General features: G+C 33.8%; 16 protein-coding genes. 4 read left to right on the top strand and 12 right to left on the bottom strand.

Annotation, left to right across the window (positions count from 1 at the left end):
- Nucleotides 1-132: 132 nt before the first annotated feature.
- Both katG and QL232_RS18495 read left to right on the top strand, forming a co-directional pair.
- Entirely contained in the window at nucleotides 133-2,421 is a 2,289-nt protein-coding gene (katG, locus tag QL232_RS18500; protein ID WP_281615297.1) for a catalase/peroxidase HPI, read from the top strand.
- A gap of 203 nt (nucleotides 2,422-2,624) precedes the next feature.
- Nucleotides 2,625-3,347 carry a hypothetical protein gene (locus QL232_RS18495; protein WP_281615296.1) on the top strand — a complete coding sequence of 241 codons (723 nt, stop codon included), beginning with the start codon at nucleotides 2,625-2,627 and terminating at the stop codon, nucleotides 3,345-3,347.
- 216 nt (nucleotides 3,348-3,563) lie between these two features.
- Here the strand turns inward: QL232_RS18495 and gshAB are convergent, their stop codons facing one another.
- The 12 genes from gshAB to QL232_RS18435 all read right to left on the bottom strand — a co-directional run bounded on the left by gshAB (nucleotide 3,564) and on the right by QL232_RS18435 (nucleotide 19,750).
- The gene (gene gshAB / locus QL232_RS18490) at nucleotides 3,564-5,855 is read right to left on the bottom strand and encodes a bifunctional glutamate--cysteine ligase GshA/glutathione synthetase GshB (protein WP_281615295.1); all 2,292 of its coding nucleotides are present in this window, start codon (nucleotides 5,853-5,855) and stop codon (nucleotides 3,564-3,566) included.
- Nucleotides 5,842-7,182 (bottom strand): MATE family efflux transporter, encoded by a 1,341-nt coding sequence (locus tag QL232_RS18485; protein ID WP_281615294.1) that lies wholly within the window; start codon nucleotides 7,180-7,182, stop codon nucleotides 5,842-5,844. The genes gshAB and QL232_RS18485 overlap by 14 nt, the downstream gene beginning before the upstream one ends.
- A 231-nt stretch (nucleotides 7,183-7,413) precedes the next feature.
- Complete coding sequence (locus QL232_RS18480) at nucleotides 7,414-9,555, bottom strand: OmpA family protein (protein ID WP_281615293.1); 2,142 nt, start codon at nucleotides 9,553-9,555, stop codon at nucleotides 7,414-7,416.
- A gap of 2 nt (nucleotides 9,556-9,557) precedes the next feature.
- Complete coding sequence (locus QL232_RS18475) at nucleotides 9,558-10,475, bottom strand: type IX secretion system membrane protein PorP/SprF (protein WP_281615292.1); 918 nt, start codon at nucleotides 10,473-10,475, stop codon at nucleotides 9,558-9,560.
- A gap of 8 nt (nucleotides 10,476-10,483) precedes the next feature.
- The gene (locus tag QL232_RS18470; protein WP_281615291.1) at nucleotides 10,484-13,078 is read right to left on the bottom strand and encodes an Ig-like domain-containing protein; all 2,595 of its coding nucleotides are present in this window, start codon (nucleotides 13,076-13,078) and stop codon (nucleotides 10,484-10,486) included.
- Between the two features lies 1 nt (nucleotide 13,079).
- Nucleotides 13,080-14,273 carry a glycosyltransferase family 2 protein gene (locus QL232_RS18465; RefSeq protein WP_281615290.1) on the bottom strand — a complete coding sequence of 398 codons (1,194 nt, stop codon included), beginning with the start codon at nucleotides 14,271-14,273 and terminating at the stop codon, nucleotides 13,080-13,082.
- Nucleotides 14,274-14,285: 12 nt separating this feature from the next.
- Nucleotides 14,286-15,212: a glycosyltransferase family 2 protein gene (locus tag QL232_RS18460; protein ID WP_281615289.1), complete on the bottom strand. Its 927-nt coding sequence runs from the start codon at nucleotides 15,210-15,212 to the stop codon at nucleotides 14,286-14,288.
- Nucleotides 15,205-15,825, bottom strand: a complete 621-nt coding sequence (locus tag QL232_RS18455; RefSeq protein WP_281615288.1) for an acyltransferase — start codon at nucleotides 15,823-15,825, stop codon at nucleotides 15,205-15,207. The genes QL232_RS18460 and QL232_RS18455 overlap by 8 nt, the downstream gene beginning before the upstream one ends.
- Nucleotides 15,818-17,002: a glycosyltransferase gene (locus QL232_RS18450; RefSeq protein WP_281615287.1), complete on the bottom strand. Its 1,185-nt coding sequence runs from the start codon at nucleotides 17,000-17,002 to the stop codon at nucleotides 15,818-15,820. The genes QL232_RS18455 and QL232_RS18450 overlap by 8 nt, the downstream gene beginning before the upstream one ends.
- On the bottom strand, nucleotides 16,999-17,895 hold the full coding sequence (locus QL232_RS18445) for a glycosyltransferase family A protein (RefSeq protein WP_281615286.1): 897 nt from the start codon (nucleotides 17,893-17,895) through the stop codon (nucleotides 16,999-17,001). The genes QL232_RS18450 and QL232_RS18445 overlap by 4 nt, the downstream gene beginning before the upstream one ends.
- Nucleotides 17,892-18,683, bottom strand: a complete 792-nt coding sequence (locus tag QL232_RS18440; protein ID WP_281615285.1) for a class I SAM-dependent methyltransferase — start codon at nucleotides 18,681-18,683, stop codon at nucleotides 17,892-17,894. The genes QL232_RS18445 and QL232_RS18440 overlap by 4 nt, the downstream gene beginning before the upstream one ends.
- Entirely contained in the window at nucleotides 18,680-19,750 is a 1,071-nt protein-coding gene (locus tag QL232_RS18435; protein ID WP_281615284.1) for a glycosyltransferase family 1 protein, read from the bottom strand. The genes QL232_RS18440 and QL232_RS18435 overlap by 4 nt, the downstream gene beginning before the upstream one ends.
- 225 nt (nucleotides 19,751-19,975) lie before the next feature.
- Between QL232_RS18435 and QL232_RS18430 the strand changes: the two genes are divergently transcribed.
- Complete coding sequence (locus tag QL232_RS18430) at nucleotides 19,976-20,632, top strand: TolC family protein (protein WP_168885294.1); 657 nt, start codon at nucleotides 19,976-19,978, stop codon at nucleotides 20,630-20,632.
- 12 nt (nucleotides 20,633-20,644) lie between these two features.
- On the top strand, nucleotides 20,645-22,807 hold the full coding sequence (locus QL232_RS18425) for a hypothetical protein (protein ID WP_281615283.1): 2,163 nt from the start codon (nucleotides 20,645-20,647) through the stop codon (nucleotides 22,805-22,807).
- The last annotated feature ends 7 nt before the right edge of the window (nucleotides 22,808-22,814 follow it).

The raw sequence follows: 22,814 nt of genomic DNA, 5'->3' as shown, positions 1-22,814 counted from the left end.
ATTATCAATTTTACTTATTCAGGGTTGTCGGCTACTTTTGTACTACAATTTAATCAAACAGAAAGTAAATTCTACACATCAGAATTTCCATCGATTTACTTTTTAAATATCATCATTATTAACTCGTTAGTTATGAACAAATTATTCCAATTTTCCTTGTCACTCATGACTGTCTTTGCAGTGGCATGTACAAACAATAACGAAGACTCAACAGCAGAAAAATCTAGTGGAGGTTGTCCTTTTGGTTTTGATAAACTCCATAAAAAAGAACAATTAAAAACAGCTAAGACAAATGAAGATTGGTGGCCTAACCAATTGAATGTAAAAATTCTAGCTCAAAATTCAGAGAAAACAAACCCAATGGGTGAAGACTTTAACTATGAAGAAGAATTTAACTCACTAGATTATTATGCATTAAAAGCCGATATAAAAAAAGTACTAACTACTTCTCAAGATTGGTGGCCAGCGGATTATGGTAATTATGGTCCCCTATTCGTTCGTATGGCATGGCATAGTGCAGGTACTTATCGTACAGGAGATGGACGTGGAGGCACAAGAATGGGTATTCAACGTTTTGCACCACAAAATAGCTGGCCAGATAATGGAAACTTAGATAAAGCGAGAAGGTTATTATGGCCCATCAAACAAAAATATGGAGATCAAATCTCATGGGCTGACTTAATGATACTAACCGGTAATGTTGCTTTAGAATCTATGGGTTTTAAAACGATAGGTTTTGCTGGTGGTAGAGCTGACGTATGGGAACCTCAAAATGATATCTACTGGGGTTCAGAAGCAGGTTGGTTAGAATCAAAACGTCTGAATGAAGAGGGTGAGTTAGATTTGGATAAGGAGAATCCATTAGCAGCGGTTCAGATGGGATTAATTTATGTAAACCCAGAAGGACCAAATGGTGTACCTGATCCGTTAGCATCAGCAAAAAACATCAGAATCTCCTTCGGAAGAATGGGTATGAATGATAAGGAAACTGTAGCATTAATCGCAGGGGGACATACTTTTGGTAAAACACATGGTGCGGGCGATGCTAAACATGTAGGAGCAGCACCCGAAGCAGCAAAAATTGAAGAACAAGGTTTTGGTTGGAAAAGTACTTATAAATCAGGTAAAGGAAAGGATGCGATTACTTCTGGTCTTGAAGTAATATGGACACCTACCCCAACTAGATGGAGTCATTCGTTTATTAACTTATTGATGAATAATGAGTGGGAATTAACTAAAAGCCCTGCAGGTCATCACCAATGGGTGGCAAAAGATGTGGGCGAAATTATTCCAGATGCTTTTGACAAATCGAAAAGACATAGACCTACGATGCTTACCTCTGACTTAGCATTAAAAGAAGATCCAGGATATAGAAAAGTAATGGAAGAGTTTATGGACGATCCTCTTTCTTTCGATAAAGCTTTTGCTGAAGCATGGTTTAAATTAACACATAGAGACATGGGGCCAAAAACAACCTATTTAGGTCCTGAAATTCCAAAAGAGGAGTTTATTTGGCAAGATCCAATTCCTCAGAATAATACTAAATCGTTATCTAAAGCGGATATTAATAGGTTAAAGAAAGAAATTAAGAATGCAGGTATTGCTCACAACGAATTAATAGAAACAGCTTGGGCTTCAGCTTCATCATATAGAGGTTCCGACCGAAGAGGTGGTGCCAATGGAGCAAGAATCCGTCTAGCTCCTCAAGTAAATTGGGAAAGTAACAACCCTACTCAGTTGAAAAAAGTATTGGCAAAGTACGAAGCTATCCAATCAAAATTTAACAAAGGAAACAAGCAAGTTTCTATTGCTGATTTGATTGTATTAGGAGGAAATGTTGCGGTAGAAGAAGCAGTGAAAAAAGGTGGACATTCTATTTCTGTACCATTTACTCCAGGTAGAATGGATGCCACACAAGAACAAACTGATGCAGCATCATTTGCGGTACTTGAACCTATGGCAGATGGTTTTAGAAACTACCAAAAGAAAAAGTATACTTTAACAACAGAAGAACTTTTAGTTGATAAAGCTCACTTACTAACATTAACTGCTCCTGAAATGACAGTTTTATTAGGCGGAATGCGTACACTAAATGCCAACTATGATGATTCATCATTGGGGATCCTAACGGATAATCCTGGTACATTATCAAACGATTTCTTTGTCAACTTATTAGATATGGATACAGAGTGGAGTCCAGTAGATAAAGATGAATTGGAATTCGTTGGAAAAAATAGAACTTCGCAAAAAGAAGTGTGGAGAGCCTCTAGAGCGGATTTGATTTTTGGTTCAAATTCTGAATTGAGAGCCATTGCTGAAGTTTACGCAAGCGAAACATCAAAAGAAAAATTTGTTCGTGACTTTGTTAAAGCTTGGACAAAAGTGATGAACCTAGATAGATTCGATGTAAAACAATCATAATAGATAAGTAGTATACCGATTGAAGTTAAGGAGGCATAGAGATATGTCTCCTTTTTTATTGGATTTTATGTTCAATTTTTCCCTTTAAGAGACTGTTTTTCCCGCTAATGTTACCTCCATTAAATATCATCATCTCTTATGGATGTGTCTCGTTTGATTAACTATAACAATTATTCAAAAACACATTCAAAAATATATCTACTATGAAAAATCTGTTCACAACTTCGATTATCGCATTATCATTACTTTCAATGGTAGCTTGTAACCATGACAATGAACCACAACCTATTTCGCCTGTTCAACAATTAAAAGTTCAACATTTTGAGACAAAGAGTGCAGAACAACCAGACTCAACTATAGTCAATCATAATGAAGAACAGAAAAGTTTGAATAAACAGCTTATTGATGAAGTAAGTCCAACGGATGAAACTACATCTAATATTCAAAAAGTAAAACTAGTAAAAACGAATACTTCAAAAGCAATCATTGATGAGGTTACTCCTACCGAAACTACTCGTTTGAATATTCATAAAAGTAAATTAGTGAAATCGCATGCTGATAGAACAGTTGTTGATGAACCTGAAATAACAGACACCAATTCGTTTGAAGTACATGAAAAAACACTAAGTGAATGGACTAGAGAGTTACGTCCAAGTACACACCCAACAAATGATTGGATGGCAAGTGAAGCTCCACAAGTAGCAGATGTTAAAACAATAACACTTCCTGATGGTACGAAAGCTTATGTCGATCCATCTTTCGAAGGCCGTCAATTAAAATTAATGATTGTCTACTATAACAACCCTGATGATATGTACGATGATGGATTTGAAGTTTTAAGAAATGTTGATTGTAGTTACAGTGGTACTACATTGATATTTACCCTAGAGGGACATAGATATCAAATCAATGATTTTAGAGGATAAATGATAAGTATGTTTTCAGTTATGATAGTTGTAAAGCCATCAATCGAAAGGTTGGTGGCTTTGTTGTTATATATTAAACGTAATCCGTATTAAAAGAAATAGAGCCATGCGAAATTCACACAGCTCTATAGTTTAGCAAATGATGGTTTGATTGATAAATTAGGAGTTAAAAATTGCTTTTTAACCGAGTACATCTAATATCATCAACCGTTTTAATCAATACCCTAGGGCATCCATCACTTTTGCATTCAGTTTCCTGTTCTTTCCTTTATACGGATGACAATGAATATGGATGGCAGGATTAAAGTTCATTTCAATAATAGCATAATTATTTACATTTGCTTCTTCCTTTATATCATCAATCATCATGTCTAATCCAGTAATTTCGACATTGAGTGCTTTGGCAGCATCAACGGCGATTTTCTTGTAGGAATCTGGAATGTCATCAGTGAAATCTAGACTATCACCTCCGGTTGAAATATTTGAGTTTTCTCTTAAATATATAATTTGATCCTTATCAGGAACAGTACTAAATGAGTACCCCTGAGTTTCTAAAAACATTTCTTCAGCCTCACCAAGAGCAATTTTTTCTAAAGGAGTCTTATACCCTTTTCCTCTTAGTGGATCTTTATTTTTTTCAATTACTAATTCTCTGATGGTATTTTCACCATCTCCTTTCACATTGGCAGGAACTCGATGTAAAATACCCACAACTTCATCTTTGATAATGAAAATTCGATATTCTTTTCCAGTCACAAATTCTTCAATCAAAATTGAATTATCATGTTCAAAAGCCATTTGAATAGCTCTATGATAGAACTCCTCATTTTTATTTTCTTTAATGATTGTAATGCCTAAGCCAAAATTAGTTGACTTCGGTTTGATCACAATGGCTTTACCTTTGAAGAACATAAAGTCTTCTTTGGCTTTGATAACATCAGAATACTGTTCTCCTTTTGGAGTTCTAATATTGGCAGCTTCAAGTAGTTTCTTAGTCATTACTTTATTTTCCATCATTAGGACACTCACATAGTTATCTAATGATGTTCTTGTCGCTTGCATTACATGTTCGATATGACCTTCTTTTTCTAAACGAACGAAATTTTCGGGTCTATCCATGATTTCAAAATTGACCCCTCTAAATACAGCCTCTCTCAATAATAATTGAGTAGAAAGTTCCATATCCTCTAGACCAAAAAACTTATAGTTTTGATCGTTACTTTCTTTGTAATATTGCTTAGCTTGTTGTAAATGGAATTCTAAAAAAGTAGTTTCCTTAATTCCTTCTAAAACTCTATATGCAGGGCGATGTTTTAAATGATCCGACAGATTTCTTAGATGCTCTAAACTTGCCATATATTTTTGAGGAAGGATATCTTCAACAGTTTTTTCTATGGCTCTATATTTTAGCATAATCTCTCTTTGAAGATTAACCTTCTTCCCATCAATTTTAAGGTCTGCAGTCATCGACATCCCTTGTTCTGCAGCTATTTCTTGATTAAAATGTGCTTCAGTTTGTTCTTCATCACTGATCCCTTCTTCATCTTTTAAAAGACAATAGATTAAGAAAATATGGATAATTTCTGCATTCAGTGGATTGATGCCACACTTAACTAAAGGATCTAAATCCAATAGTCTTACTTCGATATGTGAAAGCTTACCATTAATTTCTTTTAATCGCAGAGTTGAATAGTTTTCTTTTTCAGAAGAAATTACACCTTTATCAATCCACGATTTTATACTTTTCTTATAATTCTCAATTGATGAGTAATCAAGTATTAAATCGATATTATTTTTATAACCACACATACTACTTCTCATCGATGTGGCATCACAAAAGTGGTGGGCATCGGAAGTAGCTTTTGGTAATTCATCGATACAGCTTTTATTGTACGTATTGTGTAGTACTGGACTGTTTCCTAATAATGCAATTAAAAACCATCTATCTTTCAAGAAGTTTCTCGTGATTCTTAGGTAAATTTCTTCCTTGAACTTATCATAAGATATATTTTTCTCGGAAGTCTTGTAATAATGCTCTAATGCTTTCTCTGGAAACGAAAAGTTAAAATGAATACCCGATAAAAGTTGTTTTTTCTTTCCGTAGGTATTGGCTAAATGCTCTCTATATTTTTCATTTTCTATGCCTTTCTCTCCGAAATGTGCAATGTTAATTTTTGCCTCATCTTCAGGTAATAAAGGTGGAGTACTCTGAGGCCACAGCAATTCATCATTATCTAAGTTTAAGGTAACGATATCATGAATAGTCTCTAAGAAACCTAACGCCTCTTTTACAGAAGGGCGAATAGGTGTGATCATTTCAATCTGACTTTCGGAAAAATCAGTTGTAATGTAGGGATGTGTTAATTTATCACCCAATTTCTCTGGGTGTGGAGTTAATGCAATATGTCCTGATTTATCTACTCTAATATTTTCTTTTTCAAAACCGAAGTTGCCTTCAAATAATCGAGAGGATAAATGTTGATCGATGATATGGTTAACTGACTTCATTTTTCAATTTTAAAATCACTTTATTTCTTGTATAGTTATAGGCTATTGTTAAGCAAATAGCTCGTAAGAACATACTTACACCAATTGATAGCCAAACACCATCAATTCCTAAACCTAGGTTTTTAGCAAAGTATAGTGCCATTGGAATTCGGATTACCGTCATACTTATATTAATATAGGCAGGGTATTTGGTTTTACCAAGACCGTTAATAATTCCACTAGTGACCATTTCAACACACATAAATACTTGTGCTATACCTAAGATTTCCAGGTAGCTTGCTCCCATTGCAATAGTATCCTTTTCAGAGACGAACAATTGGATTAAAGACTCAGAGAAAATATAGAAAAATGCACCATTAATTAACCCAATTAGGATTGTGAATGCCATGGCATTTTTATATCCTTCTTCTATTCTTTTGTATTGTTTTGCTCCAAAGTTTTGCCCTGTAAATGACATCATTGCAGAGGACAATCCGCCAATGCACATGTACGTAATTCCTTCTACTTGGTTACCGATTTTTTGAGCTGCAATCGCATCACTACCCCATTCTGAAACAATCTTTGCAATCACAATTCCTACTAATGTAAATAGGATGCGTTGTAGCGATGCGGGGAACCCCACTTTAAAGATTTCTCCTACTTTTTCGAATCTAAAAATCCATTCTTCTCTATCACCAAAAAATGCTTTCGCATAACGTTTTAGGAATAAGAAAAGTGTAATAAATTGGGCAACACCTGTAGCTAACGCAGCACCCATTACACCCAAATCAAAAGTGAAGATAAATAGTGGATCCAGGACAAGGTTTATAAATACTCCTATGGTAGAATACTTTAATGAAGTTTTAGAGTCTCCCCTTGCATTACTTATCTGTGTCATAAGTAAAACAGTTAAAGAGAAGAATAAAAAGCCTGACATCCATGTTAGATAAGTGTAAGCATAATCTTCTACGATGGGTTTCTCGAAGTTAAAAAATGAAATTATCGGTTGAAAGAAGATTTGCATCAAGACCCCCATCAAGAGAATAATACCAAATAATGCAATCAGTGATTCTCTACTGTATTCTCTTGCTTGCTGTTCATTATTTTTTCCAATGGATTGTGATACCAGAATACCTGAACCAATAAGAAATATGGAACAAATAGACCATACTAATTGAATAAAAAAAGAACTAGTACCTACTCCCGCTACGGCGTCACTACTTATTTTTCCAATCCAAGCTATATCAATTACATTATTGGCAGTTTGCATAAACATGGCACCAATAATGGGTAAGGCTAAGGTAAGGATCCCTTTTAAAACAGATCCTTTAGTTAAATCTTTTTTCATAAGAGTTGCCTAAGTATTTAGGCAAGTAATTTCGATAATACCTTGAGGGATTAAAGGATATTGGCATTCATTATTCTACAGGAAATAGTGACTTTGCTTTATGATTGATTCCCTCTATTCGTTAATAACACAAATTACAACAACTTCTTAAGAAAAAGCAGGTATTAAACTTTATTATATAGAATCTTTAAGTAAATGTAACAAGTCTGTAATACCAACATCTTGGAACTATTACCTAATGATCTTGATCTCAGTTCTTCTATTTAATTGATGTTCACTTTCGCTACAATCTTTACAATCAATAGCGGTTACTTCTTCACCAAAATATCCTAGAATCAATCGGTCTTTAGAAATACCTTTTCTAACTAAATAACCCATGGCAGATTCCATCCTTTCCAAAGATAATTGCATATTATATCCTTCAGTTCCTCTGATATCACAGTGTGACTGCATCTCAACTTTATAGTCATAATTAGTTCTTAGTAATGCAAATACTTCATTTAGAGTTGATATAGATTTGTCTGTAAGGAAAGAAGAATCAAAAGGATAATAGATGTTTTCAATATCCACAACATTTTCGGACATAATTGGATCTAAATAGATGTCTTGATAAATCACACCAAATCGATCAGGAGTCGGATTAATCAATTTCATATTTTTAGTGATGTACCCTTCAGCATTAGAAATAAAGTAATGATGATCTGGTACTTCAGTTATAATGATAGAATAATGCCCATCTCTTACATCACCAATAGACCGGATTCTTGTAGAATCGTTATCATAAAGGAATACATGTGCACTTTTGATTTTCTTATGTGTCTTAGAATCGAAAACGTCTCCAATAAGTTGTAAATTTCTTCCTTTTACTAATTCAATGACAACAACATTACGTTCCTCTTTTCTGTCTTTAATATTCTTTTCTTTGTACTTATAGTTTGAAGACATAGCAGCGATAGTTTGAATCATCTTTTTGTCTCGACTGTTGAAACGTACATAACCTTTTTCATCCGTTTCAAAATTCATTACTGCCATACGGTCATTATCATAACACTCTACAATGATATTTTCCAATGGTTCTCTTGTAACACTATCGATAACAAAAACGGTAAAATCAAAAGAATTATGCTTAAAAGAGTAAATATCATCATCTCCTTTACCATCGAAACGATTGGACGTAAAGTACCCTTCATTAGGGTTTTGGAAACAGATACCAAAATCATCCGTAGAGGAGTTAATTGGAGCCCCGACGTTTTCAATACCTGTAATTTCACCTTTTACCACGATTGCTTTAAAGATATCCAAGCCTCCTAAACCAATATGTCTATCTGAAGAGAAATATAGTGTATTGTCGTCATAGACATAAGGGAACATTTCATTTCCTGAAGTATTAATTAGATCTCCAAGGTTTTCAGGTTCAGTCCATTTACCGTTGATACCTTTCTCTGTTTTATAAATATCTGTACCCCCATGACCACCCGGCATATCCGAAACGAAATACATGGTATTTCCATCGTTGGCAATAGTAGGATGTCCTAAATTATATTCTGGATTATTAATATTGATACTTTCGGGTCTATCAAAATGATGATCAATAGGATCATAGTTGGAAACCACAATCTGCAGATTATTAATGGCATCAACAGACTTCTTTTTCTTTAAATTGACAGTCATGTAAAACTTGTTGTTGATCGTATCATAACAAGATGGACCAACATGCAGGTTGTTTAATACATGTTCATGAAGAATTTCTGTTTCATCATAAACTCCTAAGTCATTTTTTTGGACAAAGTGTAAGTCTAAAAACTGGTTTCCATCCCTATGGTGAATATCATTTTTCACATGATCTCTTCTTGATGAAGAATAAATCAATCCATCTTGAAGCAAGACGGGAGATATCTCTTTATGCTCCGTATTAAAAGATAGGTTTTCGACTATAGTAAGTGCTTTATTTTTTACTAACTCATCATAATATTGTGTTTGGCAAGAGAGGTATAAATCTCTTACATCCTTATCGTCAGCATGATCAAAAAGATACTCTTTAAAAGCATCTCCAGCTTTGCCGTATAAACCCATCGCTTTAGCCATCAAACCGTAATTTAGGAAAACTAAATCTTGGCCTTCCCATTTTACTTTTACGATACTCTGGTAAGTTTTTAGTGCCTTACGATAATCATCGATCATTTGGTATGAATAGCCTAATCGATACTTAGAAGAAACATCCAACGTATTGACTTTATTATAGTTTTTAATTGCTAAAACATACTCTTGCCTATTGTAATGCTTTTCAGCTCTCTGTAGTAAGGTTTCTTGTTTTTGAGCAAAAGTTACATTAATCGATGATAGTATTATGATATATAGTATGAACGTCCTCATCTTTAAAAATATCTTGGACTGGTAATAATTGAGTTATTATTCTTCGTAGGGAAATTAATACCTAATAATATTTCATGTGTACCAGAGGTATGGTTTTGTATTTCAGTATTTGGGTAGTCGTAGGCATAACCAATTCTAAATCTATCTTTTAGAACAACTTGTGACATAATTGCGAACCCGTCTTCAGTTCTGTATGATGCTCCTACCCAAAGCATTTTTTGGAAAATAAAAGTAGCTGTTACATCAGCTTGTAAATTAGAGTTGGTTACTTTCTTTAATAAAACAGAAGGTACAAAATCTATATGGTTTGATAAATTGAAATGTACACCACCTTTTACAAAAAAGTGTCTTCTATATAAATTATTGTCACCATCCGTCTTTGTCATACTGACCTCAAGAATACTAGGAACAGAAAAGCTAAAATAGAATCGGTCGCTATAGAAGTAGATACCAAAACCAGTATTAAACTGAGAAATAGATTCGCTTTCTGTACCAAAAACTGGATCATTGGTATGTTGTACTCTTAAGTCACCCCAATCGTGTTTGAAGTTTAATAAAGAAAGGTACATACCTAATGACATGGTGATGTCAGGTGTAATAGGCGTAATGTATGAAAAAGCCCCTTGCACAGTATTATTGGTTGAAATACCAATTTTATCATTGACGAAATTTAGCCCTACTCCCATTTTACCTTTGGCAATTGCTGAGTTGGCAGAAAAGTTTACCGTCGAAGGAGCACCTTCATAATCAGTCCACTGTTTTCTAAAAAGCATAGTGGCATCTACCCCATCTTTTGTTCCAGCAAAAGCAGGGTTAATCGCTAGTGTGTTGTAAGCATATTGTGAGAACATAGGCATTTGCTGACCTATGGCTTCTGTTATCCCAAAGCAAAATAAACAGAAGATGAGTAGTTTTTTCATACGAATTATTATCTTTTAATTACTACATAGCCGTTGTAATTGAATTCGTAAGGAGTTCTTACTTTTAAAATGTAGTAGTAGGTTCCGTCAGGTAATGGTTCATTATTCTGGTTATTACCATTCCATGTGTTGTCGTAACCGTTGCCTTTATATACAGGTTGTCCCCAACGGTTATAAATTGTGATATCATTGTCCGGATATCCACCTATTCCTTCGATTACAAATGCATCATTTAATTGGTCTCCATTCGGAGAAAAACCCGAATAGAAAGTAAGTAGAGGTTCTTCATATTTTGGTGTTCCATCCCCTTCTATTATAACTAATAACCCTTGCTGGCAAGTACCCCAAGCATCACAGATGGTATAATAGACATGATCAGTTCCTTCCATATTTTCGGGTGCTTGATAACAGATCACAGAATCCGAATAATTTAAGGAAGCACCTTCTTTTTTAGGATAGACATTGATAATATTTGATGTAACGTTTAAAGTCGAGTTTTCTTCAGCAAGTTTATTGGCAATAGAAAAACAACTTTCCTGAGAAGGTGATACATAGATTGTATCTACCCATAAGGTATCATTATTAGTAGTTATGGTTGCTCCATCTTCAGTAATAAAGATAAGTGCTAACGCATCGTCCGATAAATGAGGGTCTCCATCGTCATATACTCTGTACGATAGGACATCCATTCCTGTAAACCCTTCATTAGGAGTGTAATTGATAATTGGGATGGATTGCCCATTATTGACAAAGACATTTAATGTAGCTTCACCCCTTAATGGTGGCTTTACGATATATGAATAATCATGAACAATAATACCATCTTCATCAGAGTCATTATTATTGATCTCGATAGAAATCGGTGTATTCACATTAGTTACAACAGAGTCGTTTAATGCTAAAGGAGGAATATTTGATCGGTCTATCACTTCATCACCTTGTGGATCTACAACATTAACTGTAATTGTAGTGGTGTCACATAGTGTTGGAGTACCACTGTCACAGATCTCATAGATTATTTCATAAGGACCTGTAAAATCTGGATGAGGTACATTTTCAATTTTTCCGTCTACCACATTTACAGTTGCAGTATTGTCATCTGGTTTTGAAATGATGGTAAGAGTTTCCGGATCTAAAGGAGAACTACCTGGAGTATCATTACCCAATACATCCATAATAACTCCTTCTCCTGCATAAATATCGATTTCATCTGGATTGGCGATAGGGCCATCGTTCCCTCCAATAATAAATGATCCGACATCACAATACACGGGTGATCCTAAATCACAAACTCTATATAGAATGAAATCAGGGCCAGAATAATCTTGGTTAGGAGCAAAAGTAATTGTTCCACCTGTGATCGTTAGATTTAAGTTAGAATCAACATCACTCAAAATAGCAATTGTAGATAAATCTAGATTATCATCTGGATCAGTAGCGAGGTCGGCTACAGTAATTCCATTAATAAACAAAGGATCATCAAAATCAATCAATACACTATCTCTAGCTACTGGAGGTTCATTCTGATCACTTGTTGTTACGATGATCATACCATCATCACAAGTTTGAGGAAAACCTAGATCACAGGCTGTATAGAAAATGGTATCCGTACCAATATTTGTATCCTCACCCAACACAGAGATACTAGGTAAATCTTGTGTTGTCGTTAGCATAGGGTTTGAGATGGATGTAATTGTGATCACAGCATCTTCCGGAACTTCATCTTCTATCAGTGTTGTAATAGGTACAGTAGATGTTTGATTTAATGATAATGTAATGGTTGTATCTCTTGCTACAATTTGTTCATTCACGTCTCCATTAAATGTAATAATCGCATTTTCTGGTGATGAGTGAACAAAGAATACAGCATCGTTATAGTCGTAATCTGCATTTTCAATATCATCTTCAAAACATAATAAGAAATCTCTTTCTGTTGTTCTTCTGTTGGCCACAACTACTGAGTGAGTCAGGAATCCGATTTCTGTACCATCTGGGTCAACAACTCCCTCGTTCAAATCACTGTTAGAGTAAAGTGTATATCTACCATCGACAATAGCAGAAACTTTATCTGGAGCAGTATGATCCCAGCCTTGTGATACTAGGAAAAAGCCAATTACAGTACCCGCGGTGTAATCTCCAAGGTATAATTGAAAACCATTATTTATTGTGTTTTCAGTGTCCAATTTAGGGAAAACAATGGTTTTAGTGTTTTCTATATCCGCAATGCTCTCGGGTGGATCATTATGTGGGTAAGTATAGAAGCCTAAGGTATTAAACCAATCGGCATCTTCAAACCCTAAAGTGATATAAACTGCACCTGTTTCTACTACTAAAAAGTTTCTATTGTGTTCTTCAATAAAAGCCTCTGAAGCAATAGAGATCGTATCGTATATATACTGGAACAATTCTGCACTTTCAGCTGGTGGTGTAAGACGAGTTGATACAACATAAGTACCTTCCGGTCGTCCATCATTATTCCATGCTTGTCCAGCATTAGGATTATCACCCAATACAAGGTATGAATAGGTAGTGAAGATATAAGCACTACTACAAAGTCCTATTAATATTAGTGGTAAGAGCCATATGTAAGTTTTATTTCTCATCTTATTTTCTGATTGCTTTATCCCAAACTGAAGATTGGGTACCGGATAAGTATCTGAAGAAACCTAGCAATGCACAGTAATTCATAATTGCATAGTAGTAGGGCAACATGAATACTTTGTATGGTTTTGTTTTTCTTTTTATTGAATGGATTATGAATGCAATAGTGTACATTAGTGTTTGCCCTAAAAACAGTAAACTGTATAAAGGATTAACAAAAACCATTAAATAAAAGTTTGCAATGTATATCAACGGTAGAGCGAAGGGAACAAATAACCATCTTAAAACTCTATGTGATACATACTGAAAAGTGACCATTCCTCTTTTGAAAATATTGAATAGAGGCAGCAGTGTAAATATAATTTGAAAACCACCTGCAGCGATTCTAATTTTTCGCTTCATTTCCTCTCTTACCGAGACCGACGCTTTCTCAGAAGCAAAAGCCTTAGGCTCGTAGGCCACTTTATATCCTTGTAATAAGATTTTCATTGAAAGGTAGAAATCATCTAAAATGATCTTTTTAGGAATCTGTGGATATACATTAGTTCTAAAAGCGATTAGTTCTCCTGCACCACCCATTACAGATGTCAGTTCAGCATCTAATTTCTTAAGGAATGATTCGTATTTCCAATAAGCACCTTCTCCAGATGAAGCCACATCACCTGCTTCCTGAAGTACTCTTTTTTCCCCGCAAACGCATCCGACTTTTTTGTCCTTAAAGTTTTTGATGATTTCCTTAATTGCCATTCTGTTCAATAAAGTATTGGCATCAGTACATACAGTAATTTCTTCCTTTACCTTATTGATGACTCTATTGATAGCAGCTGATTTTCCTGCTCTCTTCTTGTCATAGAAATAATGGATATCAATTCCGTTGTTTTGTAAGTTTTGTATAACTTTTGAAGTATTGTCTGTACTACCATCTGCAACAACGTAGATCTTTAGTAATTCTTTTGGATAGTCGAGTGATAGCGTATTGTAGACTTTCTCTTCAATGATGTCTGATTCGTTATAACATGGGATAACGACGGCTACTTTTTCAGTAAACTCTATTTTATCTAAGGTTAAAGTTTTAGATGTGCCAAAGGTTCTTTTAATAAGCACAAGAGCATATAACACTATTGGATAGCCAATAATAGAATAAACTACGACAAATAAGCTTGTCCAGAAAAAGTAAGTAATGAGTGAGTCTAACATTAGGTTTAAATATTATAGAAATTTCAATCCTTTATCGGGAATATGGTTTTTGGTATTGATTAAATATGATATCGCATCTGTGTATCCCGTTAATAAAGCTTTCCTTAAGTTTTTGGTATTGGATTGAAATAACAATGAGAAATAACGTTTCGGTAGTGAGAAAATTGAAATAAATATAAAGAAGATGGGGAACTGTGTTGAGGAAGTATAATGCTTCATAAACAACAATCGATTTCTGAAAATAAAATATTCTTTCAAAGGACTGTTCTTTCCAACACTCATGGATTCTTTGTGTAGAATTTCAGCATTACCTTCATAATAAGTTTTTAATCCTTGTTTATGAAAGCAATCTGACCAAGCCAATTCTTCATAATATAGAAAGTAGTCAAGTGGCATCAATCCGACTTTTGAGATGTACTCTTTTTTAGTCATCATGGCCGCACCATGAATAAAGCCTACTTCATATGAGTGGTTGTATTCAGGGTTATCTTTTGCATATTCTCCAATAGTTTTATTTCTTCCAGTCAGGGTATCCACTAGGGTATATCCTGCGTACTGTATTGTATTAGGTTCATCATAGTATTTTATTTTAGGACTGACGATTCCAATCGTTGGATCGTCATTTAATATTTTGATTAATGGGTCTATACTATTTCTAAGTAGTATCGTATCGTTATTAACAAGATACAAAAATTCTCCTGAAGCTTTAGTAATACCTAAATTGTTTCCCGCTGAAAATCCTAGATTTTCTTTATTATGTATAACTACAATATCACTTATGATCGCTTGATAGATGGATGGATCACAATTTTGGCTTCCAAGCTCAACAACAATTACCTCAAGATCGTTCCGATTTAGTCCAATTATAGAATGTAATAAATCTAGAGTAACTGCATTATTCTTATAATTTACTGTGATTATTGATACCAATTTACTCATGAATTTTTTCCCACTTTTGTGTTCCGAAATTGAAACGTTTTACTAATTTGGCAGGGTTGCCAACAGCTATATGATAATCAGGGACTGATTTTGTAACGACAGACCCTGCTCCGATAACCGAATGTTTACCAATAGTTACGCCAGGTACAATGACAACATTTGCTCCGATCCAAGCTTCACTTTTTATTTGTATTTTTTTGGTATTGACTCCTTGGTCCACAATAGGTTGCTCGGGGTTTTCATAATTGTGATTTAACGCTGAGATAACAATATTCTGAGCAAGGATCACATCATTTCCAATCTCTACTGGACCAATAATAGTATTGCCTATTCCAATAACACAATTGTTCCCTACTTCAAGATCTCCAACAGCATTATTTAAAGTTACCCTACTTTCAATGATGGTATTATGTCCAACTTTAAAAGCATTGAAAGGAAACAAATCCCTTCTTACAGACCATCGTATACTCGACGAAAATGCAATAGTATGAACAAAAGGGTTCCAGAATAACCGCACCCATAAACGAGGACGATAATTGCTGACAATTAACGAATGAATAAACTGTTTTAAGCTGTCGTTTTGGGTAACAATATTTTTTAATGCACTAATCATTTTCTATGATTTCTAGAAATGTTCTCGCTTTATTCGACCAATCATTATTCTCTGCGAATTCTTTTCTTCGACTTCCTTTTTCGATATTCTCTTGTTTGATTTTATGGATTGCTCTTTCAAAAGATTTGACATCTGAAAAAGTATACAGTAAGTCTTGAAAAGAACTTAGATTGGTGAATTCTGTACTAATAACTGGTTTACCGATACTGAAATATTCATTAATTTTAAGTGGATAGATACATGATGTTAAATCATTGATGACAAATGGAATCATACATATATCTGCATGGTAAATAAAGTTAGGAACAGCTGAGGAGGGTCTTGCTCCTAGAAAATGAATATTAGTGATCGGTACTAAATCTTCTCCTTCAAACTCTCTTTCATTAATAGGGCCGATAAATATAAAATCGATCTCAGTATGTTTTAATGCAATACTTTTAATCAATTGATAATTAATCCTTAGACCTAGATTCCCCACATAGACTACTTTTAAACGATCTCCCAATTTCGAATATTCTTCTGGATAAGGATATTCATCTAATTGAAAATGAGAGAAATCAGCACCATTATGAACAACTTCAGTTTTCGAATTTAATTTGCTTAATCGATCTTTTAATTGATCTGAAGTAGTAATCACCTGATCTGCTTTTGCTACAGCTTTAATCTCTGCCTTAATACCATGTTTTGCTATATATCTTTCTCCTGAAATAAGATCTACACAGTGATAGATAGTTTTTTTAGGTTCAAAGGTTTTTGAAATGATATTATATACGGGATTGAATGAATTGATATAATAAAAATCAGTCACCCCAAAGTATTTCAATACCTTCATTACACTTTTTTCAATCTGTTTTAGATTCTTCTGCTTTAAGAATTTATAAAGAGAACCATCAGAAAGAAAATTAATTGGGTATACAATGTTAGGAGTTATGTTGATAAACTGAGGTAAGTCAGTATAAGGTTGCAAAAACAAGTTCCTACCTTCAAGAATTGATGACCTAACTTTTAACGAGTGCTTTAGATGACTGGATAATTTATCTTTGTAGGTAAAAGGATGATCAATATAAAATACCATACGATCCTTAGCCCATTCTTTTGCTAAAAATAAGGAAGTTGCTCCGTATTTCTCGTCAAAACGGGTGAGGCCTTGCATCACTATGGGTGTTTTATTGCTCATGAAGAAAACTGCTTTTTATATTTTTGATCCATTCTTAAGAATGAAGGAAATAGTACGATTAAATTTACCCACCAAGAAACTACTAAAGAGAGTCCTTTACTTAGGGTTTTTGGTCGTCTGAAAAAACCTAAAACATGTTTTAGAAACATCAATTGGTGATAGAGAAACACTTCAATATAAATAGTTCTCCAAGGGTTGGTATTTCTATACTTTTTATACAGAAATGGGTTTTTATAATAAAGTGGAAATTCACTCTCTAATATTTTCATTCTCCCTTTTAGTTTTGATAGACTTTCCATTCGTGGAGGATGATAAATTTTCATGCTGTCTAAAAAGATCACCTTTCCTTTTTCTTTCAGTCGCCATGCAAAATCGGCATCTTCATTATGAGCATAAGGGAAAGATTCATCAAAGCCTTGTAACTCTTCAAACGTACTTTTTAAATAAGCTGCATTACAAGTAGGTAGTGCTGGATTGCCATTTAAATTCTCAATTTGATGTGTGAGAGGTGTTACATTTTTATTATCCGTAAATGTTAACCCTTCGATACCTATCAGGTTTTTATCACTATCAAAAGCTTCTGAAATAGCTTTTAACCAATTGGGGTCTGCAATACAATCATCATCAGTGAATGCTAATATTTTACCATTGGCTAATTGAGCACCTGTATTTCTAGCTTTTGCCGGACCAGATTGATTGATTGATAAAATGGTCCAATTATTAAGTTGACCGTAATTTTCATCTAATAAAGCTACAGTATTATCAATACAGCCATCACAGACAATGAAAACCTCATAATCCTCTTTAGGGTAATTTTGTTCAGCAAGTGATTTCGCTAAATATAAGACCAATTCTTCCCTATTATGTGTAGGAACAATGACACTGATTTTCATGATTTCACTTTTTGAGTGTTCAACCCTATACTATTGTCTAACTTTCTTAATCGTTGTCCTGTAATTATTTTCGAGAACATGGCTCTGGTGAGATGCATAAATGCATTAAAGAAAACAGATAGTTCTTGTTTTAATGTCCTTTTTGGGAACTGATTAAGAATTTGTTCTTTGGTCCAAGCACCATGGAAATAATCTCTTACCTTTTCATCGGTTGGATTCATTTCTATAGCAAGAGAATCTTCCCATTCGTATCTAACAGTTAAGATATTTGGGTAAGTCTCAATTAATAATTTAAAAGCAATCGACTCTCTTTGGAGATAGTAAAGGAAGAAATCTCCAAAATCTAAATCTTCTCCAATTGGCCCAACAGAATTCTTTTTTAGACCGACAACAGTATCATCAATATCCATAAATACCCATTCATGTGATCCTTTTGGCACTAGGTATTCTCCCATTAAAGATGGCATTTCTAGGTAGCCTCTTTTTCCAACTCTCGTCATTTCCTTTACAAATTGAGTGGGATTCTCAACATGTTCGATGACATGACAGCAAATGACATAATCGAACTCGTCATCTTCAAATGGTAGATTTTCACCATCTGCTAAAATAAACTCTTGTCCTTTACGAACAACAATATCTCCTGCTCTATGCCCATTATTTGTGTTATCATATTTATCAACAACAACGTTAGCTCTTGGGTGAGGATTATGCCCTCCTCCTATTTCTAATACCCTCCAAGATGGATCGATGGATAAAGAAAATCTGTCTTTAGGTGTATTTATTTTCATAATATAGAATCGTAGTTCTCTCTAAGTGTTTTGACTGAATTTTCCCAAGTAAAATGAGATGCTCTTTCTATTCCTTTTTCGACTAATTCTTTTTGTAAATCTTTCGATTCTATTAGTCTGATTATATTATTGGCTAAATCTACTGGTGAGGCAGAAGTAAGCAAGGCGGCATCATGTAATACTTCATTAAGTGATGCTGCATTTGAAGAAACAACAGGTGTACCACAAGCCATAGCTTCTAAAGGTGGAAATCCGAACCCTTCGTATAAAGAAGTAAATAGAAAACAATCGGCCTGTCCTAAGAAGCTAGCTTTGTCCTCATCCTTCACATAGCCAACAAACTCAATATTCTTTAAGTTATATTTTTCCACTAATGAAGGTAATGGTGTTAAAGCCGCATTTCCACTTCCAATTTGCATGAGAAAGTCAATATTTTTCTCTTCTAAAATTTTAGCAACTTCTATTAGAGCTGTTGCATTTTTATGTACAGCACCTAAGCCTCCAATATACCTTATGGTGAACCGTTCATTTTCTTTTTTATTCTTTACCGGTTTTAATTGATCGTGATTAATTCCGTTGTAAATCACTTTTACTTTTTTCTCATTTACACCTGTTTTAGCTATTAGATCATTTTTGGAATAATGAGAAACGGTAAATATTTGGTCACTATGCAGGATGCTATTTTTTAACTGATAATTATAATATCTCCGTTGCCATTGATTTTTCTGAGGATAAATTAATGGGATAACATCGTGTATAGTTACACATTTTATCTTGGTTTTCTTCTGAGACCAATGTATCGCAGTAAAAGCGTCAATATTATCTGCATGTAATATGGTGTCCTCACTATCAATTTTTTTTAGTTGTTTATATAAATAATAAGGTGCGATATAATCTTTTAATCCTCTCAGGGATCGATGAGGGTAATCAATAGCATACGTACTTGGAGTACCTTTACGGTACAAGGTAGACGTCTGGTTTTGATGTAGTAGTTCAACGACCATTTGATCGGAATACTCTCCTATTCCGCATCCTTTTTCTACGCAAGATAGCCACTTAATATTCATCTTATCATTAGGTTTATATTGAAATTAACCATAGATTTTTTAAAATAATAGTGTCTTTTAGAATAGTCCAATAGATAATTGAAATGATCACAAACGGCATTGTACGTCTTAGAATAGTCCATTTTGTACTATTAGAATATTCTTATATAAATATTTATCTAAATGAAACTTTAGGCGTAAGACTCTTCAAAAGATTATCTATCTTAAGATAAACTATTGTTTCGTATGAATCTAAAAACAATTTCATTCACATTAGTATTACTTTATTTATCAAATTTTTACGCGCAAGCACAAAATTCACCACTATATGTAGAAAGCCAGATTGATTCATTATCAGCAATTGGCCTAGAAAATAATTACTTAATAAAAGCTAAGGATATAGAAGTTCAGATCTCGAAAGAGCAATTAGCAGCCGAAAGAAAAAGTTGGTTGTCTTCTTTTAGTTTTCAAGTGAACACATTTAGGTATACAAATTCCGCAAGTATTGCTCAAATCAGTGCATTTAGTGATATCGGAGTGGGTTTATCTATTGATCTATTTACTATTACTTCACTAAATAACCGAGTGAGAAAATCTCAGTTAGAAGTCGTTAAAAATGAGATGTTGTACAAAAATCAAATCAAGCTTGTTCAAAGAGAATACATTCAAATCTATACCAATTATTTAAGGGCTACTGAACAGCTTAAAATCCTTACAGAGCAAGAAATAAGTCAGAAAGAACTTCTACAGTTAGTAAAGGATAAATTGCTGAGAGGCGAAGCAAAAATTGATGAATATATAAGATTAGAACAAAGATTACACGAAACCCAAGTTGCTAAAGTAGAAGCTGAAGTTGGAGCTGCGTTGGCTCAACACGAGATGGAATTACTGATTAGCGAGTAAGAAAGATTATCAATGCAAAACCTAATTTACATTTTAAAAAGTATTGTAAAGAAGATATACCTCTGGTTAGGTATACCTATAGTTTTGTGTGTCGTTTTGTATACTCAACTTTCAGACTTCAAAACCTATCAATCAAAAGCAAAACTTCAATTTGAACTAAATACTGACGGTAGCCTATCTGTAACTTCTAAGTCCTTACAGCTTTTCGAAATTGGTTTGATGTTTACAGACCTTTTAGAAATAGCAAGGATCAAAAGAGTAATACAACATGTTCAATTAATGATTCTCATTGAGAGTCTACAAACCGATAACTTATATGATATTAAAATTAAGACAGATTTATATTCGGAGAAGGAAATCATAAAAAGAGCACAGTTTTTATTAGACAACTTTATTGAATTTGATTTACAACGACCTGTTGATGTAATTATTAATAACATCTTAGTTTTTAATGGTCTTAGTGTAGAAGACCTGAACAAAAGGATAAAAATTAATAGAATTGGTAGTAGTAAATACATTGAAGTAAGTGTTGAGGATAAGAGCCCTTACAACGCAAAATTTATAGTAGATGCCTTAACAGATGCTTGGATTCGAGAATACCGTTTTGAGCTTCAAAGTCGATACCATGAAAAATCTGAAAGTATCAATAAATCTTGTATCAATGCTAAACAAGATTTAGTAGAATTGATGGATTCCCTTAAGCGATACAAGAGAAGAAATAATGTCATTGATATTAAGGCGACTAAAAAATTTATTATTGAGCGTTCTGCTGAAATAAAGAAAGAGATTTCTTTAGTGAAAAAAGACATGCGTTCTGTTGAAAACACAATTGATTACTTAGAAAGAACATTACAAAATAAAAGTGATTTTGGTTTTCAAGGAAACTCACAAGAGTTGAATACCGAGATCATGATGCTAAAAGATTCTCTAAGAAAACTTCAAAGAGACAAAGAATATAATGCATACAATCTTGAGAAATTACCTAGTGATTACCCTTATAAAATCAATGAGAAAATCAACCTACTTGAAACTAAAATCAATAAGAAATTAAGCAATTCGGTGACAAACACTACTTATGATCCGAGTTTAGCCAAGCAGGCAATGGTGAGTGACTACTTAAAGAAACAAATTGAATACGTAAAATTAGATGCACAGCTAAAATCCCTTCAAACGGAAATGGGTAAGCTTAATTCTACATCTAGAAAGTTTATCGATATCATTTCTGATATCACTAAACTTGAACATCAGATTGAAACGGATAACCAACACTATTTGATACTTCTTGAGAAAAAATATTTTGCAGAATTATTAGAAAGAGACGCTGGGCACAACTTCTTTATTATTGAAAAGGCGAGCTTCCCTATTAAAGCGATTAGTTCCAAGAAAGGGTTAATCATAGTAGGTGCTTTTGTGGGTGCAACTATTTTACTATTAGTTACTGTTGCTTTACTAATCATATTTGATCCGAATCATCACCTTCCGGCTCAAATAGAAAAACATGCAAAAATCCCAATTATTACCAGTCTATATATCATTCCAATACGGGAATTCACCTCGAGATTTACACCTAAATTCTATAAGTATATTCAGACTAAACGGGATAATATCAAACGAAGAAATGTAGCAGATCAAAATGCTGATAGTAAGAAGTATATAAGGAGATTAATTGTAGACCTTCCCAAATCCAATAAGAATATTATTTCTTTTATGGGGGCAAGAACCAATTCGATCACTTTTGATACGGCTATAGAAATTCAGCAAATGTTAGCGAAATCTTCTTTGAAATCAATCATTATTTATAATGATTGGTTTTCGCCTTTATCAGAGAAAGAGGTAAAGGTCCCTATTGTAAGTATAGATACTTTTGAGGCAAGTAGAGAAAATTGTATTCTAAATCTATCGGAACAAAGTTGTTCTCCTTATGATTTTAAACTACCACAAGAGTGGTTTTATACCTTATCCCATTTGCGTACTGTCTTCGATTATGTAATCATTATTCCACCTCCTACCCATAAAGCTACTATTTGGATGGAGTGGTTAAATTTATCTTCTGATATCTTTTATGTATATGAGTTACATAGAAGATTTGAAAGAGACGACATCAAGAATCAAACCTATATGTTAGAACAGCATGCCAATGTTATTGGAGGAATTTTAACATCAACAACATTATAACATTAAC

This window comes from Flammeovirga sp. SubArs3, assembly GCF_947387565.1.
Taxonomy (GTDB): domain Bacteria; phylum Bacteroidota; class Bacteroidia; order Cytophagales; family Flammeovirgaceae; genus Flammeovirga; species Flammeovirga agarivorans.
The sequence above is the reverse complement of the archived record's forward strand: the minus strand, read 5'-3'. Positions and strand labels throughout refer to the sequence as shown.

Excerpts from the sequence above, each read along its gene's own strand:
- katG (WP_281615297.1), top strand. The coding sequence starts at position 133 with ATGAACAAATTATTCCAATTTTCCTTGTCACTCATGACTGTCTTTGCA.
- QL232_RS18495 (WP_281615296.1), top strand. The coding sequence starts at position 2,625 with ATGAAAAATCTGTTCACAACTTCGATTATCGCATTATCATTACTTTCA.
- gshAB (WP_281615295.1), bottom strand. The coding sequence starts at position 5,855 with ATGAAGTCAGTTAACCATATCATCGATCAACATTTATCCTCTCGATTA.
- QL232_RS18485 (WP_281615294.1), bottom strand. The coding sequence starts at position 7,182 with ATGAAAAAAGATTTAACTAAAGGATCTGTTTTAAAAGGGATCCTTACC.
- QL232_RS18480 (WP_281615293.1), bottom strand. The coding sequence starts at position 9,555 with ATGAGGACGTTCATACTATATATCATAATACTATCATCGATTAATGTA.
- QL232_RS18475 (WP_281615292.1), bottom strand. The coding sequence starts at position 10,475 with ATGAAAAAACTACTCATCTTCTGTTTATTTTGCTTTGGGATAACAGAA.
- QL232_RS18470 (WP_281615291.1), bottom strand. The coding sequence starts at position 13,078 with ATGAGAAATAAAACTTACATATGGCTCTTACCACTAATATTAATAGGA.
- QL232_RS18465 (WP_281615290.1), bottom strand. The coding sequence starts at position 14,273 with ATGTTAGACTCACTCATTACTTACTTTTTCTGGACAAGCTTATTTGTC.
- QL232_RS18460 (WP_281615289.1), bottom strand. The coding sequence starts at position 15,212 with ATGAGTAAATTGGTATCAATAATCACAGTAAATTATAAGAATAATGCA.
- QL232_RS18455 (WP_281615288.1), bottom strand. The coding sequence starts at position 15,825 with ATGATTAGTGCATTAAAAAATATTGTTACCCAAAACGACAGCTTAAAA.
- QL232_RS18450 (WP_281615287.1), bottom strand. The coding sequence starts at position 17,002 with ATGAGCAATAAAACACCCATAGTGATGCAAGGCCTCACCCGTTTTGAC.
- QL232_RS18445 (WP_281615286.1), bottom strand. The coding sequence starts at position 17,895 with ATGAAAATCAGTGTCATTGTTCCTACACATAATAGGGAAGAATTGGTC.
- QL232_RS18440 (WP_281615285.1), bottom strand. The coding sequence starts at position 18,683 with ATGAAAATAAATACACCTAAAGACAGATTTTCTTTATCCATCGATCCA.
- QL232_RS18435 (WP_281615284.1), bottom strand. The coding sequence starts at position 19,750 with ATGAATATTAAGTGGCTATCTTGCGTAGAAAAAGGATGCGGAATAGGA.
- QL232_RS18430 (WP_168885294.1), top strand. The coding sequence starts at position 19,976 with ATGAATCTAAAAACAATTTCATTCACATTAGTATTACTTTATTTATCA.
- QL232_RS18425 (WP_281615283.1), top strand. The coding sequence starts at position 20,645 with ATGCAAAACCTAATTTACATTTTAAAAAGTATTGTAAAGAAGATATAC.